22 protein-coding genes are annotated in these 17,186 nt (G+C 43.6%); 13 read left to right on the top strand and 9 right to left on the bottom strand.

The genetic code is table 11. The features are described from left to right. Positions 1-8: 8 nt before the first annotated feature. The 6 genes from epd to L4C34_RS17860 all read left to right on the top strand — a co-directional run bounded on the left by epd (position 9) and on the right by L4C34_RS17860 (position 5,775). Positions 9-1,034: an erythrose-4-phosphate dehydrogenase gene (epd, locus tag L4C34_RS17885; RefSeq protein WP_428790695.1), complete on the top strand. Its 1,026-nt coding sequence runs from the start codon at positions 9-11 to the stop codon at positions 1,032-1,034. 140 nt (positions 1,035-1,174) lie between these two features. Then, positions 1,175-2,335, top strand: a complete 1,161-nt coding sequence (locus L4C34_RS17880) for a phosphoglycerate kinase (protein ID WP_428790694.1) — start codon at positions 1,175-1,177, stop codon at positions 2,333-2,335. A 157-nt stretch (positions 2,336-2,492) separates the two neighbouring features. After that, positions 2,493-3,569, top strand: coding sequence for a class II fructose-bisphosphate aldolase (fbaA, locus tag L4C34_RS17875; protein WP_428790693.1), 1,077 nt, complete (start codon positions 2,493-2,495; stop codon positions 3,567-3,569). 292 nt (positions 3,570-3,861) lie between these two features. Continuing rightward, entirely contained in the window at positions 3,862-4,686 is an 825-nt protein-coding gene (locus tag L4C34_RS17870; RefSeq protein WP_428790736.1) for a mechanosensitive ion channel domain-containing protein, read from the top strand. A 104-nt stretch (positions 4,687-4,790) separates the two neighbouring features. Further along, on the top strand, positions 4,791-5,486 hold the full coding sequence (locus L4C34_RS17865) for an oxidative stress defense protein (protein WP_428790692.1): 696 nt from the start codon (positions 4,791-4,793) through the stop codon (positions 5,484-5,486). Positions 5,487-5,646: 160 nt separating this feature from the next. Next, positions 5,647-5,775, top strand: a complete 129-nt coding sequence (locus L4C34_RS17860; RefSeq protein ID WP_428790691.1) for a hypothetical protein — start codon at positions 5,647-5,649, stop codon at positions 5,773-5,775. Between the two features lie 151 nt (positions 5,776-5,926). On the opposite strand, the gene pykF is transcribed toward L4C34_RS17860, so the two are convergent. Continuing rightward, complete coding sequence (pykF, locus tag L4C34_RS17855; RefSeq protein WP_428790690.1) at positions 5,927-7,339, bottom strand: pyruvate kinase PykF; 1,413 nt, start codon at positions 7,337-7,339, stop codon at positions 5,927-5,929. A 395-nt stretch (positions 7,340-7,734) separates the two neighbouring features. On the opposite strand from pykF, the gene L4C34_RS17850 reads away from it, so the two are divergent. Beyond that, positions 7,735-8,496 carry a DeoR/GlpR family DNA-binding transcription regulator gene (locus tag L4C34_RS17850; RefSeq protein WP_428790689.1) on the top strand — a complete coding sequence of 254 codons (762 nt, stop codon included), beginning with the start codon at positions 7,735-7,737 and terminating at the stop codon, positions 8,494-8,496. Positions 8,497-8,604: 108 nt separating this feature from the next. Then, complete coding sequence (glmS, locus tag L4C34_RS17845; protein ID WP_428790688.1) at positions 8,605-10,437, top strand: glutamine--fructose-6-phosphate transaminase (isomerizing); 1,833 nt, start codon at positions 8,605-8,607, stop codon at positions 10,435-10,437. A 179-nt stretch (positions 10,438-10,616) separates the two neighbouring features. Here glmS and L4C34_RS17840 read toward each other — a convergent pair whose 3' ends face one another. The 8 genes from L4C34_RS17840 to L4C34_RS17805 all read right to left on the bottom strand — a co-directional run bounded on the left by L4C34_RS17840 (position 10,617) and on the right by L4C34_RS17805 (position 13,696). After that, entirely contained in the window at positions 10,617-10,931 is a 315-nt protein-coding gene (locus tag L4C34_RS17840) for a CPCC family cysteine-rich protein (RefSeq protein ID WP_428790687.1), read from the bottom strand. Positions 10,932-10,958: 27 nt separating this feature from the next. Beyond that, a complete protein-coding gene (locus tag L4C34_RS17835; protein WP_428790686.1) occupies positions 10,959-11,366 on the bottom strand; it encodes a hypothetical protein in 408 nt (135 codons plus the stop codon). A gap of 16 nt (positions 11,367-11,382) precedes the next feature. After that, positions 11,383-11,664 carry a hypothetical protein gene (locus L4C34_RS17830; RefSeq protein ID WP_428790685.1) on the bottom strand — a complete coding sequence of 94 codons (282 nt, stop codon included), beginning with the start codon at positions 11,662-11,664 and terminating at the stop codon, positions 11,383-11,385. Between the two features lie 131 nt (positions 11,665-11,795). Further along, entirely contained in the window at positions 11,796-12,227 is a 432-nt protein-coding gene (locus L4C34_RS17825) for a hypothetical protein (protein ID WP_428790684.1), read from the bottom strand. Between the two features lie 105 nt (positions 12,228-12,332). After that, positions 12,333-12,560, bottom strand: coding sequence for a hypothetical protein (locus L4C34_RS17820; RefSeq protein ID WP_428790683.1), 228 nt, complete (start codon positions 12,558-12,560; stop codon positions 12,333-12,335). Next, complete coding sequence (locus L4C34_RS17815) at positions 12,561-12,797, bottom strand: DUF7660 family protein (RefSeq protein WP_428790682.1); 237 nt, start codon at positions 12,795-12,797, stop codon at positions 12,561-12,563. 226 nt (positions 12,798-13,023) lie between these two features. Then, entirely contained in the window at positions 13,024-13,272 is a 249-nt protein-coding gene (locus tag L4C34_RS17810; RefSeq protein WP_428790681.1) for a hypothetical protein, read from the bottom strand. A 103-nt stretch (positions 13,273-13,375) separates the two neighbouring features. Further along, complete coding sequence (locus L4C34_RS17805) at positions 13,376-13,696, bottom strand: hypothetical protein (RefSeq protein ID WP_428790680.1); 321 nt, start codon at positions 13,694-13,696, stop codon at positions 13,376-13,378. A 431-nt stretch (positions 13,697-14,127) separates the two neighbouring features. Between L4C34_RS17805 and L4C34_RS17800 the strand changes: the two genes are divergently transcribed. From L4C34_RS17800 to L4C34_RS17780, 5 genes are all read left to right on the top strand, one after another. Next, a complete protein-coding gene (locus tag L4C34_RS17800) occupies positions 14,128-15,405 on the top strand; it encodes a hypothetical protein (RefSeq protein ID WP_428790679.1) in 1,278 nt (425 codons plus the stop codon). 3 nt (positions 15,406-15,408) lie between these two features. Continuing rightward, on the top strand, positions 15,409-15,783 hold the full coding sequence (locus L4C34_RS17795) for a hypothetical protein (protein ID WP_428790678.1): 375 nt from the start codon (positions 15,409-15,411) through the stop codon (positions 15,781-15,783). 209 nt (positions 15,784-15,992) lie between these two features. Further along, the gene (locus L4C34_RS17790; RefSeq protein WP_428790677.1) at positions 15,993-16,190 is read left to right on the top strand and encodes a hypothetical protein; all 198 of its coding nucleotides are present in this window, start codon (positions 15,993-15,995) and stop codon (positions 16,188-16,190) included. A gap of 139 nt (positions 16,191-16,329) precedes the next feature. Then, on the top strand, positions 16,330-16,590 hold the full coding sequence (locus L4C34_RS17785; RefSeq protein ID WP_428790676.1) for a DNA polymerase III subunit epsilon: 261 nt from the start codon (positions 16,330-16,332) through the stop codon (positions 16,588-16,590). 484 nt (positions 16,591-17,074) lie between these two features. After that, a partial coding sequence (locus L4C34_RS17780) for a helix-turn-helix domain-containing protein (RefSeq protein ID WP_428790735.1) occupies positions 17,075-17,186 on the top strand: 112 nt, incomplete at its 3' end.

Genomic DNA, 17,186 nt, shown 5'->3' with positions numbered 1-17,186 from the left:
ATATTCGCATGTTAAAAGTAGCAATTAACGGCTTTGGCCGCATTGGTCGAAATGTTCTGAGGGCGTTATACGAATCGAGCAAAGATCAGCAAATTCAGGTGGTGGCGGTGAACGAACTGGCGCAACCGGAAGCCATCGCTCATCTATTGCAATACGATACCAGCCATGGACGTTTCGCCAAAAAAATCACCCACGATCAAGAGCATTTATACGTGCATCATGCCGATGGTGAGCGAGATTCTATCCGTATTTTGCACCACGCTGAGATTGAGCTTTTGCCTTGGCAGGATTTAGATATTGATATTGTTTTAGATTGTACTGGTGTGTTTGGCTGTCGAGATGACGGACTGGCGCATATAGAAGCAGGGGCCAAGAAGGTGTTGTTTTCTCACCCCGGCGCACACGATATTGATAATACGATCATTTATGGGGTTAATCATGAAACACTAACGGCCCAGCAAACGATCGTTTCTAATGGGTCGTGTACCACTAACTGCATCGTGCCGATTATTAAAGTGTTGGATGATGCGTTTGGCATTGATTCAGGGACAATTACCACGATTCACTCATCGATGAACGATCAGCAAGTGATCGATGCTTATCACAGTGATTTGCGGCGTACTCGCTCGGCGAGCCAATCAATCATTCCTGTGGATACTAAATTGCACAAAGGTATTGAGCGGATCTTTCCCAAGTTTTGCAACAAATTTGAGGCAATATCTGTGCGGGTGCCAACGGTGAACGTAACGGCCATGGATTTAAGTGTCACTTTACACAATGACGTCGCGGTTAATGATATAAATCAAACTATTGTAGAGGCGTCTGAGTGTACATTACAAAGTATTGTTGATTATACTGAAGCGCCTTTAGTTTCGATTGACTTTAATCACGACCCGCATAGCGCGATTGTGGATGGCTCTCAGACACGAGTGAGCAATGGCAGATTAGTGAAGCTGTTGGTGTGGTGTGACAATGAATGGGGATTTGCGAATCGTATGTTAGACACAGCTCTGGCGATGCAATCCGCCCATTAAGGCTGGAAAAATTAATTATTTTTAGCCTTGAAATAAAACAAAGCTATCACCATGTTAACAGATAGTTTCAAGAAAATTAGCGCTTAGCGAGGTTGCTAAGCAGACAAACAAATTTAAATTATGAATTGAGAGGACGAATCATGTCTGTAATCAAGATGACTGATCTAGAACTAGCAGGTAAACGCGTATTTATTCGTGCTGATCTAAACGTGCCAGTAAAAGACGGAAAAGTAACGTCGGATGCACGTATTCTTGCGTCTCTACCAACCATCAAGCGCTGCCTAGAAGCGGGTGCAAAAGTGATGGTGACTTCTCACCTAGGTCGTCCAACAGAAGGCGAATACGCTGAAGAATTCTCTCTACAACCAGTTGTTAACTATTTAAACGATGCACTTGATTGCGACGTTAAACTAGCGAAAGACTACCTTGACGGCCTAGAACTAAACGCAGGTGAGCTTGTGGTTCTAGAGAACGTTCGCTTTAACAAAGGCGAGAAGAAGAACGAAGAAGCGCTTTCTAAGAAGTACGCTGCACTATGTGACATTTTTGTCATGGATGCATTTGGTACTGCGCACCGCGCACAAGCGTCTACTCACGGCGTTGGCATGCACGCAGAAATTGCATGTGCAGGACCGCTACTGGCCGCTGAACTTGAAGCATTAGGCAAAGCAATGGACAAGCCTGCGCGTCCATTGGTTGCGATCGTTGGTGGTTCAAAAGTATCGACTAAGCTAACTGTGCTTGAGTCACTCTCTAAAATCGCAGACCAACTCGTTGTCGGTGGTGGTATCGCGAACACTTTCATTGCAGCAGAAGGCCACAATGTTGGTAAGTCTTTGTACGAAGCAGATCTTGTGGATACAGCGAAGAAATTGATGGAAGAGTGTGCGATTCCTGTTGCTACTGATGTTGCCTGTGCAAAAGCATTCGACGAAAACGCAGAAGCGGTAATTAAGCCAGTATCAGAAGTGTCTGACGACGACATGATCTTCGACCTAGGCCCAGATTCTACTGCAGCCCTTGCTGAGATCATCGGCAAAGCGAAAACGATTCTTTGGAACGGCCCTGTTGGCGTATTCGAATTCAAAAACTTCGAAGCTGGCACCGCGGGTATCTCTAAAGCCATCGCTGATTCAGAAGGTTTCTCAGTTGCAGGTGGCGGTGATACGCTAGCGGCAATCGACAAGTTTGGCATCAAAGCCGACGTGTCTTACATCTCAACAGGCGGCGGCGCTTTCCTTGAGTTTGTAGAGGGTAAAGTATTACCAGCAGTAGCCATGCTAGAAGAGCGTGCTAAATAATCCATATTGAAGAAAGCGGGCGCCATCTGGAGCCCGCTTTGTTGTTTGCTGCATCCGCTAACTTTCTTTGTTAGAATGGCGCGCGTTGTGAGCAAACGTTTGCTGAATTTAAATTAACTGTTTTATTTATAAAACGACAGAAAATAGGACTAACTCCATGTCTAAGATCTTCGATTTCGTAAAACCAGGTGTAATTTCTGGCGATGACGTACAAAAAGTATTTGCAGTAGCAAAAGAAAACGCCTTCGCTCTTCCAGCAGTCAACTGTATTGGTACTGATTCTGTAAACGCAGTACTAGAAGCAGCAGCGAAAGTAAAATCACCAGTAATCGTTCAGTTCTCTAACGGCGGTGCAGGTTTCTTCTCAGGCAAAGGCCTGAAACTTGAAGGTCAAGGTAACCAAATCCTAGGCGCAGTTGCTGGTGCGAAATACGTACACGCAGTTGCTGAGTCTTACGGCGTTCCTGTTATTCTGCACACTGACCACGCAGCGAAAAAACTGCTTCCTTGGATCGACGGCCTACTAGATGCTGGTGAAACGTTCTTCGAGCAGACAGGTAAACCACTTTTTTCTTCTCACATGATTGACCTTTCTGAAGAGTCTCTGGAAGAGAACATCGAAATCTGTGCTAAATACCTAGAGCGCATGGCGAAAATGAACATGACGCTAGAAATCGAACTGGGTTGTACTGGCGGCGAAGAAGATGGCGTTGATAACTCTGATATGGACGCATCTGAGCTTTACACTTCTCCAGAAGATGTGGCTTACGCTTACGAAAAACTGAACGCTGTTAGCCCTCGTTTCACTATTGCTGCCTCTTTCGGTAACGTGCACGGTGTCTACAAGCCAGGTAACGTTGTTCTGACTCCAACAATCCTACGCGACTCTCAAGCATACGTTTCAGAGAAATTTGGCCTAGAAGCTAACTCTCTAGACTTCGTTTTCCACGGCGGTTCAGGTTCTTCTCTAGAAGAAATCCGTGAGTCTATTTCATACGGTGTGATTAAAATGAACATCGATACTGATACTCAGTGGGCTGCATGGGATGGTATTCGTCAATACGAAGCGGAAAACCGCGATTGCCTACAAGCTCAAATCGGTAACCCAACCGGTGTTGACGCACCGAACAAGAAATTCTACGACCCACGCGTATGGCTACGTGCTGGTCAAACATCTATGGTTAAACGTCTTGAGCAAGCATTCTCAGACCTTAACTCTGTAGACGTTCTTTAATTCTCACGAATTAAAGAAAACAATTAATATAGCCAAAGCCCGCTCATTGAGCGGGCTTTTTTTATCTCCCCAGAATGAAAAAGCTTCGTGCTCCAATTCACAGTCTTCATCGCCAATTTACAGCTCAGTTAGTCTTAGGTATATCGTTTATCTACATCACTCAATCTTATCTTTGCTATTGATGCGTATAAAGATATAGCTAGAACAGTACCGCATTGATAGCGCCCCACAAGTGACTAATGGAGGCACGGAAATGACCACAGAGACAGGATCTTTATATCAGTCCACATCAATGAGCACTCATCTCGAGCAAGCCGAGCTATGGTTGGCCAAGCATTCCGACTTAATGCTCCAATACAGCGTGAATATTGTTGCGGCCATCGTCATTTTGATTATTGGTTATCTCGTGGCCAAAATCATCAGTAATAGCATGCTTAAGCTGCTAGAAAATAAACAAATGGACAAAGCGGTCGCTGAATTTATTTCCGGCCTCGTGCGTTATTTGGTGTTTATTATCGCTTTGATTGCCGCGCTGAGCAGAATTGGCGTGCAAACGGCGTCTGTGGTGGCTGTGTTAGCGGCGGCTGGACTAGCGGTGGGTCTAGCGCTGCAGGGGGTGTTATCAAACTTTGCCGCAGGCGTGCTGATTGTCGCGTTTCGACCATTTAAATCTGGTGATTTTGTGGTGGCTGGCGGTGTGTCAGGTTCGGTGGAAGCCATCCATATTTTTCAGACCATTTTGAAAACGGCAGATAATAAAATGGTAGTTATCCCTAACTCATCGGTGATTGGTGGCGCTATCACTAATTACTCCAAACATACCACACGCCGCGTTGATTTGACGGTGGGGGTTTCGTACAGCGCAGATTTACAGCTGACCAAAAAAGTGATCAGAGAAACATTGGAAAAAGATCTGCGTATTTTGAAAGATCCTGACATTACCATCGGCGTTCTCGCGCTGGCGGATTCTTCCGTTAATTTGGTGGTGAGACCTTGGTGTAATACTTCTGATTACTGGCCAGTTTATTACGATTCAACCCAAGCGATAAAAGAAGCCTTGGATGCGAACGGCATCGACATCCCATTCCCACAAATGGATCTGCATATGAGTAAGTAGCGACTCTTCGAGTTCATATCATGAGAAATTTAACCATCTATTTGAATTAATTGATTAAGTGACGGTCAAATAGCAACAGAAGTGATAATTAGACAGGTAGAATTATGAAAAAATTGTTGGCGGGTGCGATAGCCTTATCGGCTTTGGTGAGTGGTTATGCGTTGGCTGAGTCACCTGACTTTCCACATTTAGTGACCACGGGCTACGGTGAGGTTGTTGCTAAGCCTGATATGGCAGAGTTTTCGGTTAAAGTGGTTGAGACGGAGCCGAGCGCAGAAAAAGCCAAACACGCTGTGGATAGTGTGGTTGAGAAATATTTAGTCGGGTTGAAAAAGTCTGGTATGGCAGCCGACAACATTCACAGTTCGAACTTATATCTTGCTCCGCAATATCGTTACCCAAAGAATCAAAAGCCTCAGCTTATCGGCTACCAAGCCAGTCGCAGTATCCACGTGGTGGTGAACGATCTTAGCAAGCTTAACGGTTACTTAGATTTGGCGCTCAAAGATGGCATCACTCAAGTAAACAACATCCAATTGAAAGTCAAAGACGAGGCTAAGTTTCAGCGCCGAGCACGAATGGCGGCAATTAAAGATGCAAATGCAAAAGCCAACTCGCTGGCCAAAGGGTTTAATACTCATCTAGAGAAGGTTTGGCAAATCGATTATAACGCGCCGAATAACCCACCTGTGCTGATGCGAGCGATGGCGATGGACTCCCGCAAGCAAAATGACAGTTATCAAGACTCAAGTATTGTGATACGAGATCGCGTCAATGTTATTTACAAACTAGATAATTAGAGCAAAGTAGGTTGGTTGGTTTCAGGGGGTCTTCTTGCTGCCCTGTGAAAATTGGATCACCTAGATCCTCTATGATCGGGTTGGTGCGGAGTCCATCAGTCTAATAACCGAGTCAACATATAACGGACGGCAGTGCACTTGACTCTATGAGGTAGTAAACATGATCAATCGTTTTCTTGTTAGAGCGACTGTTGGCGGGTTAGCAATATTGAGCATTAAAATCAGTGCGTTGTATTTCTTCTTGATGGCATTATTAATATTCACTCATCGCAAAGATATTACCGGTTAAGGGGACTTCGTTGTTGCGAAATATTGAGAAACTATTTCGAGAATAACGGGTTCCAATAATAAAAAAATCGAGTACAAAAAGTCTCGATAATAAAAGTTTCAGAAATTAAAAAGGAGAGCCTAGGCCCTCCTTTTTTGACTTGCTCGAATACTTACAGTACGTGAACAGAAGCCGTGTTCGTTGTGCCAGAAGGAACAAGCGCACCAGAGACCATGATGACGATATCGCCTTTGTTACCTAGGCCAGTTTCTAGCGCGAGTTCTTTACCGCTTAGGTAGAAAGCGTCAGTGCTGTCGATAGAATCAACAAGAATTGGCATGACACCTTTCGTTAGCACTAGCTGAGCTGCGGTTTTCTGGTTAGTTGTTAATGCCAGAATATTTGCAGTTGGGAAGTACTTACGGATAGAACGCGCAGACTTACCGCCTTCTGTCGCGACAACGATGAGAGGCGCCGCCAGCTTTTCAGCTGTATCAACTGCACCTTTACATACCGCTTCAGTGATACGTAGGCGTGGGCTATCTAGGCGAGAGCTTAGCTCAGCTTTCAGTGCTGAATCAGTACGGTTAGCGATTTGCGCCATGATAGTCACGGCTTCAACAGGGTATTTACCTTTCGCTGTTTCACCAGATAGCATCACTGCATCGGTACCGTCCATGATAGCGTTCGCTACGTCACCCGCTTCTGCACGTGTTGGACGAGGGTTTTTGATCATAGAATCCAGCATTTGCGTTGCTGTGATAACCATCTTACGTGCACGGTTACATTTCTCGATCATCATTTTCTGAGCAAAGATAACTTCTTCAGCTGGAATCTCTACACCTAGGTCGCCACGAGCAACCATAATGCCGTCAGAAAGCTCTAGGATTTCATCAAAATTATCGACACCTTCTTGGTTTTCGATTTTTGAGATGATGTGGATGTTCTCGCCGCCGTGAGCGTTTAGCAGTTCACGGATTTCACGCACGTCGTCGCCTTTACGGATGAAAGAAGCAGCAACGAAGTCAACGTCTTGCTCACAGCCGAATTTAAGGTCAGCTTTGTCTTTCTCAGAAAGAGCAGGAAGGTTAACTGATACGCCAGGAAGGTTAACACCTTTGTTTTCACCGAGTGCGCCGTTGTTCAGAACTTTACACTTAACTTCAGTGTCAGTCGTTGCTAGCACTTCCATTTCGATCAAACCATCGTCGACCAGAATAGTGTTGCCAACCGTTAGGTCGCCTGCAAAGCCTGCATATGTAACTGCAACTGTGTTTTTGTTACCTACAACACTTGTATCAGTGGTGAAAGTGAACTCTTGGTCAGCCACTAGATCAACATCGTCGCCATTTTCTAGCTTGATCGTGCGGATTTCTGGACCTTTAGTATCCAAAAGAATAGCAAGCTGATTGCCAGACTCTTCCATCACAGTGCGGAAGTTCGCGATACGAGTGCCGTGCTCAGCAAAATCTCCGTGAGAGAAGTTAAGGCGCATTACGTTCATACCAGCGTTAACTAGTTCAGTAAGTTTCTCGACAGATTCAGTTTTTGGGCCAATCGTACATACGATTTTGGTCTTTTTCATGGAAGATATTCTCCGGTAAACATAGTTACAATTTGAAATTTGATGGCGGACTGAAGCGAGCACGGGTGGGCGGCAGAAATCAGGCTCGCCAAACCAAAGGGTGCACTCTTCATCGCTGTAACTCTTTCACAGAATTTAGTTATAAAATAACTAAATTCTGTGACCCACCCCTAGTGTAAAGGCTAGAAATGGACGAAATTATGAACAATTTATGTAATTTTTTTTCTTTTCAGGTGCGGATTCTACCACTGAATGCTTTCAATATCACTTCTTAAGGGGTGTTTTAGAGCAAGGTTTTACTACAAGAAATAATTTTTCGCCTCAAAATAAATAGACAAATAACTTACGAATCGATTACCATAAGTTTTGAATCGAAACTTACAGATCAACATTTCATGTCGAAGCGAAACACTCAGTTCAGAAGACACGCCATCTCTCACTTGGTTAATGAAAAAGGTGAGGCCAGTGTTGAAGAGCTTGCCAGCCAGTTTAATACCTCAGAAGTCACTATCCGCAAAGACTTAGCCTCATTAGAAGAGAATGGCCAATTGTTGCGCCGCTACGGTGGCGCGATTGCTTTGCCGAAAGAAGTCGTGAGCGAAGAACTTAGTCAAAAAGTTTCAGCTCGAAAGATTTTATTAGGTGAAGCGGCCGTCAATCTTATTCGCGACCACAACCGCATCGTCATTGATAGCGGCAGTACAACGAGCGCACTGATCCAGCAGTTGAACCAAAAACACGGTCTTGTAGTGATGACGAATTCTCTCAACGTTGCTAATGCACTTAACGAGCTTGAGAACGAGCCGACCGTATTGATGACCGGGGGCACTTGGGATAAACGATCTGAGGCATTTCAAGGTTTGGTGGCTGAGTCCGTGTTACGTTCATACGACTTTGACCAATTGTTTATTGGTGCCGATGGCATCGACCTTGCTAGAGGGACAACAACGTTCAATGAAATGGTTGGCTTAAGTAAGGTGATGGCAGAAGTATCACGCGAAGTGATTGTCATGATCGAATCAAAGAAAATGGGTAGAAAAATTCCTAACTTAGAGCTTAGCTGGGATGTTATCGATGTTGTTATTACCGATAGCGATCTCTCTAAAGAAGATAAAAAAAGCATTGAAGCCCATGGAATTACCGTGGTGTGTGTATAACCCTTTCAGTGCGGCACATTTGATGTGAAATCGATGCGCAAAACTAATTTTTGACTCAATTTGATTAGCAAATTGACCGAACAACAATTTTGAATACGGAGAAATAATATGTGTGGAATCGTCGGTGCAGTAGCGCAGCGTGATGTTGCGGAAATCTTGATTGAAGGATTACGTCGACTGGAATATCGCGGATACGATTCCGCCGGTGTTGCTGTGGTCGATTCAAAAAATCAGCTGACTCGCTTACGCCGTTTGGGCAAAGTTCAGCAGTTGGTTGAGGCCGTGGGCGAAGAAGATGTCATTGGCGGCACGGGTATCGCGCATACTCGCTGGGCGACGCACGGTGAACCTTCTGAAGCCAATGCGCACCCACATATGTCGGGTGATATCACAGTGGTACACAATGGTATCATTGAAAACCACGAAGAGTTGCGCCAAATACTGCGTGATCGCGGTTACTCTTTTGATTCCCAAACTGACACCGAAGTAATTGCTCACTTAGTTGAGTGGGAGCTGAGAAAAACCGACTCTTTGGTTGAGGCGCTGCAAAACACGGCCAGTCAGCTGCAAGGGGCCTATGGCACTGTGGTGATGGATCGCCGTGATCCTAGCCGCTTGGTAGTGGCTCGTTCTGGCAGCCCAATTGTTATTGGTTTTGGTGTTGGGGAAAATTTCTTAGCCTCTGATCAGCTAGCGCTGCTAAATGTGACTCGCCGTTTTATGTATCTTGAAGAAGGTGATGTCGCTGAGATGACTCGCCGTGACGTGAATGTTTTTGATGTGATGGGTAAACCTGTCACACGCGAAATTGTAGAATCGAACGCAGAACATGATGCAGCGGACAAAGGGCAATATCGTCACTTTATGCAAAAAGAGGTGTTTGAGCAGCCGCAAGCGCTTATGAATACAATGGAAGGTCGCTTAACAAAAGATGCGGTAATCACAGAAAGCATTGGCGTGAAGGCGCAAGACATTTTGAGTAAAGTTGAGCACATTCAAATTGTGGCCTGCGGCACCTCTTATAACGCGGGAATGGTGGCACGTTATTGGTTTGAAGGTTTGGCGGGCGTCAGCTGTGATATTGAAATTGCTTCCGAGTTCCGTTACCGCAAGTTCGTCACTCGGCCAAACAGCTTATTGATCACCATCTCTCAATCCGGTGAAACCGCCGATACGCTAGCCGCCCTTAGACTGGCAAAAGAAAAGGGCTACATGGCGGCAATGACCATTTGTAACGTGGCGGGCTCATCGCTGGTACGTGAATCAGATTTCGCTTTCATGACCCGAGCGGGTACTGAGATTGGAGTGGCTTCGACTAAAGCCTTTACCACTCAATTGTCAGCGTTATTAATGTTAGTGACAGCTCTGGGTAAACAAAAACAGCATATTGATGCCGTCAAAGAAGCAGAAATTGTCACGGCGTTGCACGCACTGCCAGATCAAATTCACGCCGCTCTCTCTTACGATGAGCAAATTGAAGCGTTAGCCGAAGATTTTGCCGATAAGAACCATACCTTGTTTTTAGGTCGCGGTGAGTTCTATCCAATCGCCATGGAAGCATCGCTCAAGCTGAAAGAAATTTCCTATATCCACGCAGAGGCCTACGCAGCGGGTGAACTAAAACACGGTCCGTTAGCGCTGATCGATGCCGATATGCCAGTCGTGGTTGTAGCCCCAAGTAATGATCTGCTAGAGAAGTTGAAATCCAATATTGAAGAAGTGCGCGCACGCGGCGGCTTGCTGTATGTGTTCGCCGATCAAGACGCTGGCTTCACTGCCGATGACACGATGAAGATCATCACCATGCCGCATATCAGTGATATTACTGCGCCGATTTACTACACCATACCGATGCAGCTTCTTTCCTATTACGTTGCGTTAATCAAAGGAACTGATGTCGATCAGCCTCGGAATTTGGCTAAATCAGTCACGGTGGAGTAGGGTATAATGTTGATTTAATTGGTTTTGTCGGAAGGTAATAAAGATTGACCAGTTACAATAAAGTCTGATCGTTTTTTAGCCTCCGACTAAGTTTAACTTAGTCGGAGGCTTTTTATGTTGGATGCAGATAATATGGGGGGTGACTTGAGCAATGAAGTTTATTCATTCTGAGGATTTCTTCATCGTGCCTTATTCATTGATACAACTTCATATTTAAACTGATAATTTCGCAGGTTTATGTCTGTTTCATTCGGTGCTCTACACCAAGATAGGTCTTTCTTTTCAGCCGCACCATAGACAATGAAATTGAACCTAGCTTCATTTAGCGAAACCCCGTTAGGGCCACCTAAGAATTCACTATGTTCTAGATGATCCTGACCATCGTCTTCCCAGAAACAAATCTCACAAATTTCGTATTGTGCAGGTTCACCTAAGGTTGCATACCCACAACATGGGCACGCATACAGGCCATTGTTTGCTTTTTCCCTAATCATAATTAGCTGTTCCACGAGTCGAGGCTTTTATAACTTGATATGTGTCGATACAACGATATCGAAGTCCTTGAATCCAGTTTGCTCAAACTCAAGTGCCCAACGAGAAAAAATCGAAACTGAGAGCCTGCCATCGACAATATCACCAAAATGGATTCGAGAAACATCTACAGGGTTATGGGCCGAGAAGAAGTAGATTGAGCCATCGATATATCCACTGCTGGGGTTAATTGAAAAATCGTAGCAAGAAGACTCTAGTTCACTTGGATGTGCGGGCATGTCTATAGCGTCTAGACAGATCTCCGTATTGACCTCCTCACTATAACCCTCAAGCTCTAGAACAAACGAGTGCAGTTTTACCTCTAGATTAACATTGCCATCGATACCCATTAACTTTGCGCTTATCGGTGAAATGAGTTGTTTAGGGAAATCTTCCATTCTTAGGCACCTTAGCTCAGTCATTCATTTGTTTGGCATTGTCGTAGCAAACGCTACAAAGTAAGGTTACCCCTGCAAACTCTTCCGATTCATCATCCCATTCTCCGCCAGAAAGCTTAACTCTCTCTTCACAAGCATCGCACCAAGAATCAGGTCGTTCATGACCAACCTCAGGTTCAGCAGACCAAAAACCTCTTGGGATTCCATCTTGCAGGCTTACGATCACATGCTGACACACGTAGGTTGCTTGCTGCCTCCCATGATTACAACATTCTACAAATCTATCTTCATAACTCATATAGAGCAGCCTTATAATGCCTTATTAAAGGGTGAGATAACGCAATACTTAAGCCGCTGCAAGCAGCTTAATCATTTAAACTAACGCGCAGTAAAAATGTTACGCGCGGTGAATTACTCTTGAACAATCTATTAGCTGTGTAGCTTAACTATTTCACCATTCTCTTTTATGTAATCAAACCCTTTGATTACAAATGCCATAGCATCAACACCACAGTGTTGAGTGGAGGTGACAACCAAAGGGAAGTTAATATGAGGAAGGTTCTCACTTGACGGATTTACACTACCAAACCATAAAGTTACGGCTTTTCCTTCTAGGAATAGGCAAGGTTGAGAGTAGCAAAGAGCCTTTAAACCTAAATGTACGTAGCCTTCGTATGTTTGACCTTTTGCATCTAGAAAGGTCGCAAGACCTATAAGTGCAACGTTAGGATCTTTGCAAACTACCCTAGATGCCGGAGATAGAATCGTTTCATCATAGTCACTATCGATACAATGCTTGTAATACCAAATCGGATCTACTCTTAAGTCATCAAGAGAGATCTCCCATAAGTGCTTTTCCATGCTGTATCCTAAATCAGCTAATGTTTGCTATAAACGGCGAGTGAGTTTTGAGAGTTCAGCCCTGAGGTGCGATGTTTGATGGTTTTGTTATGTGTGTTTGCAAATTCACTCAAAATCTTCTTCCCATGATTTTACATAAACTTTGCTCTCTGCTGAGTCCACCTCGAAAGATACTTTAAAGCCTTCCCAAATATGAGACTTAAGCCAGCGTATTGCCATTGTGCAATCTTGTGGCTCCCAGTCTGGAATAAAAAATTGATAGTTATCGGTGTCACTTCCTAATTCATGCAACAGGCTTTCGGCTAGCATTTTCACTTCTAGTTCTACGTTCAATCACTCGTAGTTTCGAGCTGCTTGCAATGCATCGGCAAACAACTGCCAACTTGCTTCAGTTGTATCTATATCTAAATTGAAGTTCTTGTAGTAACCCTCAGCGTCACTTAACCATGCTCCAAGAGCTTCGATGAAGTCTGTCGCCGATCTGTTTTCCCAAAAGTTAGAATTTTCAGATGCTAGGGACTTTATCAATGAAAGTAGTTCGGCCTTACTTTTTACACTGTGTTGATTCATAAACACTCAGCTCCTAGGAGTACATGACGCCGCTTACAGCGCCTGAGCTTACCTGTTTTTCACTGGGCTTTGCTGCTTGGCTTTGTATGAACTAAAGCCTACTCCAATAAATTAGGCTCTTTCCACCTGGTTTTGACTTATTTGCAAAATCAACCAAATCAGAAAAAAGGCTATTTATATCGGAAGGTTTCCAGCCCCACTTAAACTCTTCAATTTCTGACCATGCTTAAATTATCTCGGTGTTGTCCTTTCCGGTACGAATTGCTAGCAGAGAAACCAGCTTTTCTGGTATTACAAATGCCCAAGTTTCTCCATCTGGAGAGATGGTGGCCTTAACATCTGAATCAAAAAACTCGGAACCTGTTAAATTGGCCATTACTTCCCAGAGTCCAGAAAAATGAAATTCATTAAGTTGCTTCCATGTCTTACTTTCCCTAGTTGAGTATGGCTTCTCCTCCAAGACTACTGACTTCATGTCAGAGGGCTCCAATAATATGATTTCACCTAACATAGCTCCTCCATCCTAGATATATAATTTCGGCCACAAATGGCGAGCGTGGTTTGATGGCCTTATTGGTTTACTCTTCTCGGTGTTCTAACGTTTTAACTATTGTCCACTTATCACCAAGTTTATTCCGCCATGCGTGGAAGCCAGGTTCAATCTTCGCGACTTCGAACACGGTAGGGTCCATCTTGGTAATTTCTTCTAGGCCAACCAGCCTGGCATCTTCCATTGTGTATTCAATAGTACTAACAAATTGCCAACCGCCGTCTTCTAAGTCGTGATATACAATTTGAATCGGATGTTCACCCTCAATTATTTGCTGAATAGTAAAAACAGCGCAGTTCTTTGGCTGATCGAATGGCCACTCAGTTTCTTTTTTGAACAATCCAAACATATCTCCATCCTACCGGGGAAACTCACATCTTTAAGGGTCTGCTAGTTTGTGTATGTTATCGAAGTTAATCGACCTTTAACCAGCAGGTGACTGTTTTATTTTAAAAAAAACCTTGAGATTATACCTATGTTGACCTTAGAAACATACGCCAGTTCAAAGCACCGAGTGCTTCGACACACTGTCTAATAGAGCTTGATTTTCGTCTGCATCCTCTGTGACAAGTTCCTCTTTTATCTCCTAAGGGTCAGCATAGGTAAACACAGACATACGTTCGTCCAAAACCTTTCACCGAAGTACAAGACTTAAACAGATATCACATGTGTTTGCTCGTGAATTTGAAAACGAAGTAAATGGGAAGCGTTATCTACCAAATTGAGCCCTGCAATGGGATATACTCGACTTTCATGCAATCTGGAGATTAAGGTAAGTCAATGATCGAAAAAGTAGAGTGCAAGAACGATACATGTAATGCTGAGATACTTGTGCTTACAGCAGCAAACAATGAAGGCTATTGCATACCTTGTGTTCAAAGAATGCAGAATGAAGCTAGGTTAGCTTACATTAAGAAGCATCGTAAAACCGTTGATCCATATGCAGGAGTATCAGATCCGGTAGAGTTGATTAAGATCTATCATGAAGAAAGGCCCTATAACCCTTTGGTTGAGTATCTGCCTTTATGTTCTCCCATCGAGGCCGTTTATCGCGACCTATCTGAGTTTGATGTATCTAGTTTGATCAAGCATGCCATCCAACAGGCTGAATCTGGACACGTAGACTCTATTGAAGCCATTGGCACTGCGTTGGTAGCCTTTAGAAATAGCAATGTAGTGTTGTTACATCACTACATGTTGAAGCACAAAATATATTATCCGAGCATTATTTTCAAAAATGCTGCTTCAGATGTAGTTAATACGCTTTTAAATGAAGTTCATCGTGATTCAGAAAACCGCAATCGGATCCTTCTAGCACTTGCTTGGGCATCCAATAGCGATGTAGTAATGGAGTTTGGCGAATGGAGTCGGCAGGCTCCCAAATGGTCGGGTGAACTTTATATCCCTCCTTATCAATATTCACAGGAAGCAGGTTGGGATCTTGATTCATTAGACAAGAAACGAAATCTCTTTTTTGATAAGTGCTATTCACTAATGGCAGCAAAAGCAGACTCTAAACCTAGCACATGTAATACGTGCACTCCTTCTAACAATGAATGCCAATGGTGTGGCAGAGAATTGACCAACCTGCTGGAAATTGACCTTACTGATTCGAAGTTCGACTTTCTTGGCATTCAAGGAGAATGTCTAAAGATCACTACGTGTGATGCATGCGCTAGCTACTCTGAGGGACTATTTATGGAGTATGATACTCAAGGCAACTCCCTGTGGTCACGATTCAATACTAAACCTGAATACTTACCTGAAGACTTAAGTGAATGGGAAAAGCTTCCAGTAATGCCTCTAGTTATGTCAGCTAACACCAGGTCCGCTCATCATGCAGCTAATTGGCTTGTATCTACGACTTGTTCGCAAATAGGCGGGATGCCAACTTGGATTCAAGACTTTTCTTATCTCACCTGCCCTTGTTGTGAAAGCACGATGATGTTTGTTGCTCAGTTATCAAATGATGAAATTCATGAATACGGGGAAGGAACATACTATATGCACATTTGTCGTGATTGTCAGATATCGGCGGTCAATTATCAGCAGACGTAAAGTATGAAGAACTTTTTCAAGCGAAGCGGGTTAGCGAAGTTAGATGACCTGAACTTCCCGAAAGAAAAGATTAACTGGCCTGAACCATGGTGGTGTTTAGAGCAAAACCTCCTCTTGAGGCGTAAAATGCAGAAGGCACTGAATTTAGAAATAGGACCTAAGCACCCACTCTGGGGACTCAAACCAGTTGTAATAGGAAAAACAGACGCAAATGATGACGTGATAGTGCACCTTAGCAGTCAGACATTTGCTTGTGTCCACCTTCTATGGACTGGAAAGCACGATATGTTTCCTGCAGAGAACCCCGCAACCGAAATTTTCGAAAAAGTATCGGAACTTCAACTGTTCTTGGAACAAAAAGCAGGTGAATATTCGTAGTTGGACCGTCAAGTAGGTCTTGTAATAAGTGCCTGATTTTTATTTAAGATAACAGTCCAGATAGTATTGGTTCTATCTTAGGGGCCGATGTGGCAGTGATGTGAATAGATTCAGTAATCAAATCATACTTTGATTAGATTAAGCATGTTTTCAGTTCAAATATTCCGTGTCTAATCTTCACTGATCAAGAGGTTTCCAATGAGCTTGAGATGAACTTGAAATGGATAAAGCCGCTTATTGATATCGAAGACAACTCTCCTCTATCTGAGCCAGAAGTCATAGATTTTGTAGGTAGAATTTCTAAGAAGCCTAAAGCATTTGTCGCTCGCTACTGCGTGAAGTTGGACGATGTGTACCAGCTAGAGCCAGAAACACATAAGTATGCCCATCCCTATGAGTCAGTTTGAGTGGAGGCTATTCACAGTGGTATATGGAGTACAGCATAGTTCAACCTATGCTAGACTCCCGCCATCCGCGAGATAAGTGTTCTCATCTATCGGCGTGAGGGCATACAAGTGACCATTCTATTTTTATAAAGGTATATCAATGAGCAAATTGAGTTCAGCAGAACGCAAAGCACGCGACAACGAGCGTTTTTCACAACGTGTAAATGAACGTAGAGAGAAAGGTGAAGATATCGTTGCGTACGCACTTTCAAACAAGAAGGCGGTGAAGTTTCTGACGAAGTCAGAAAAAAAAGCACTGAACGAACGTAAAGCAGCAGTTCAAAAAGAACTTAAGCTGAAAGAGCAAGAAGAGCTTGAAAGAATTGCAGAGTCTTTCTCAGTTGATGAACGTGAAGGTTAAAGAGTAACTAGAAAAAGGCAGTCTCTAAACAGTGCTCTCGTAAGACGCCAAGATTTAAATCGACAGACAAAGTCGATGAAGGTTTAGCCGCTATAGCCATTGATTTCAAATTCTCAATATAGAGCAATTTCCGATCAAATTTTGTTGTACTCCGACAGAGGTTATTTTGGGTTAAGCTTGATCGTTTACAATAAGGTGTGATCGATTTTTAACCTCCGGCTGAGTTTACCTTGGCAGGAGGTTTTTTTATATTGGATGCAGATAAATCAGTTAATAAGAAAGACCAAAATCGTTTAAAAGACAAGCGTGGCGAAGATGTTGTAGGCATACATTAAAGTGTGTGATTCATAGAGATGGTTTCAATTTTCTTGAGCCTGTAATTTGTATTAGTTTGAACTAGATCTGACACTTCGATTTGAAAAGAAGAGAGTTACCCACTTTGATTAAGGTGCTGAAACTTAAATCAAAGGAAGAGGTAACTCTCATGCTTCATACTAGCAATCCAATCATAAAACACAAAGCGGGCCTTCTGAATCTTGCTGAAGAGCTGGGTAATGTATCTAGAGCCTGTAAAGTGATGGGCGTATCAAGAGATA

It is taken from the genome of Vibrio profundum (assembly GCF_050337555.1).
GTDB lineage: Bacteria > Pseudomonadota > Gammaproteobacteria > Enterobacterales > Vibrionaceae > Vibrio > Vibrio profundum.
The sequence above is the reverse complement of the archived record's forward strand: the minus strand, read 5'-3'. Positions and strand labels throughout refer to the sequence as shown.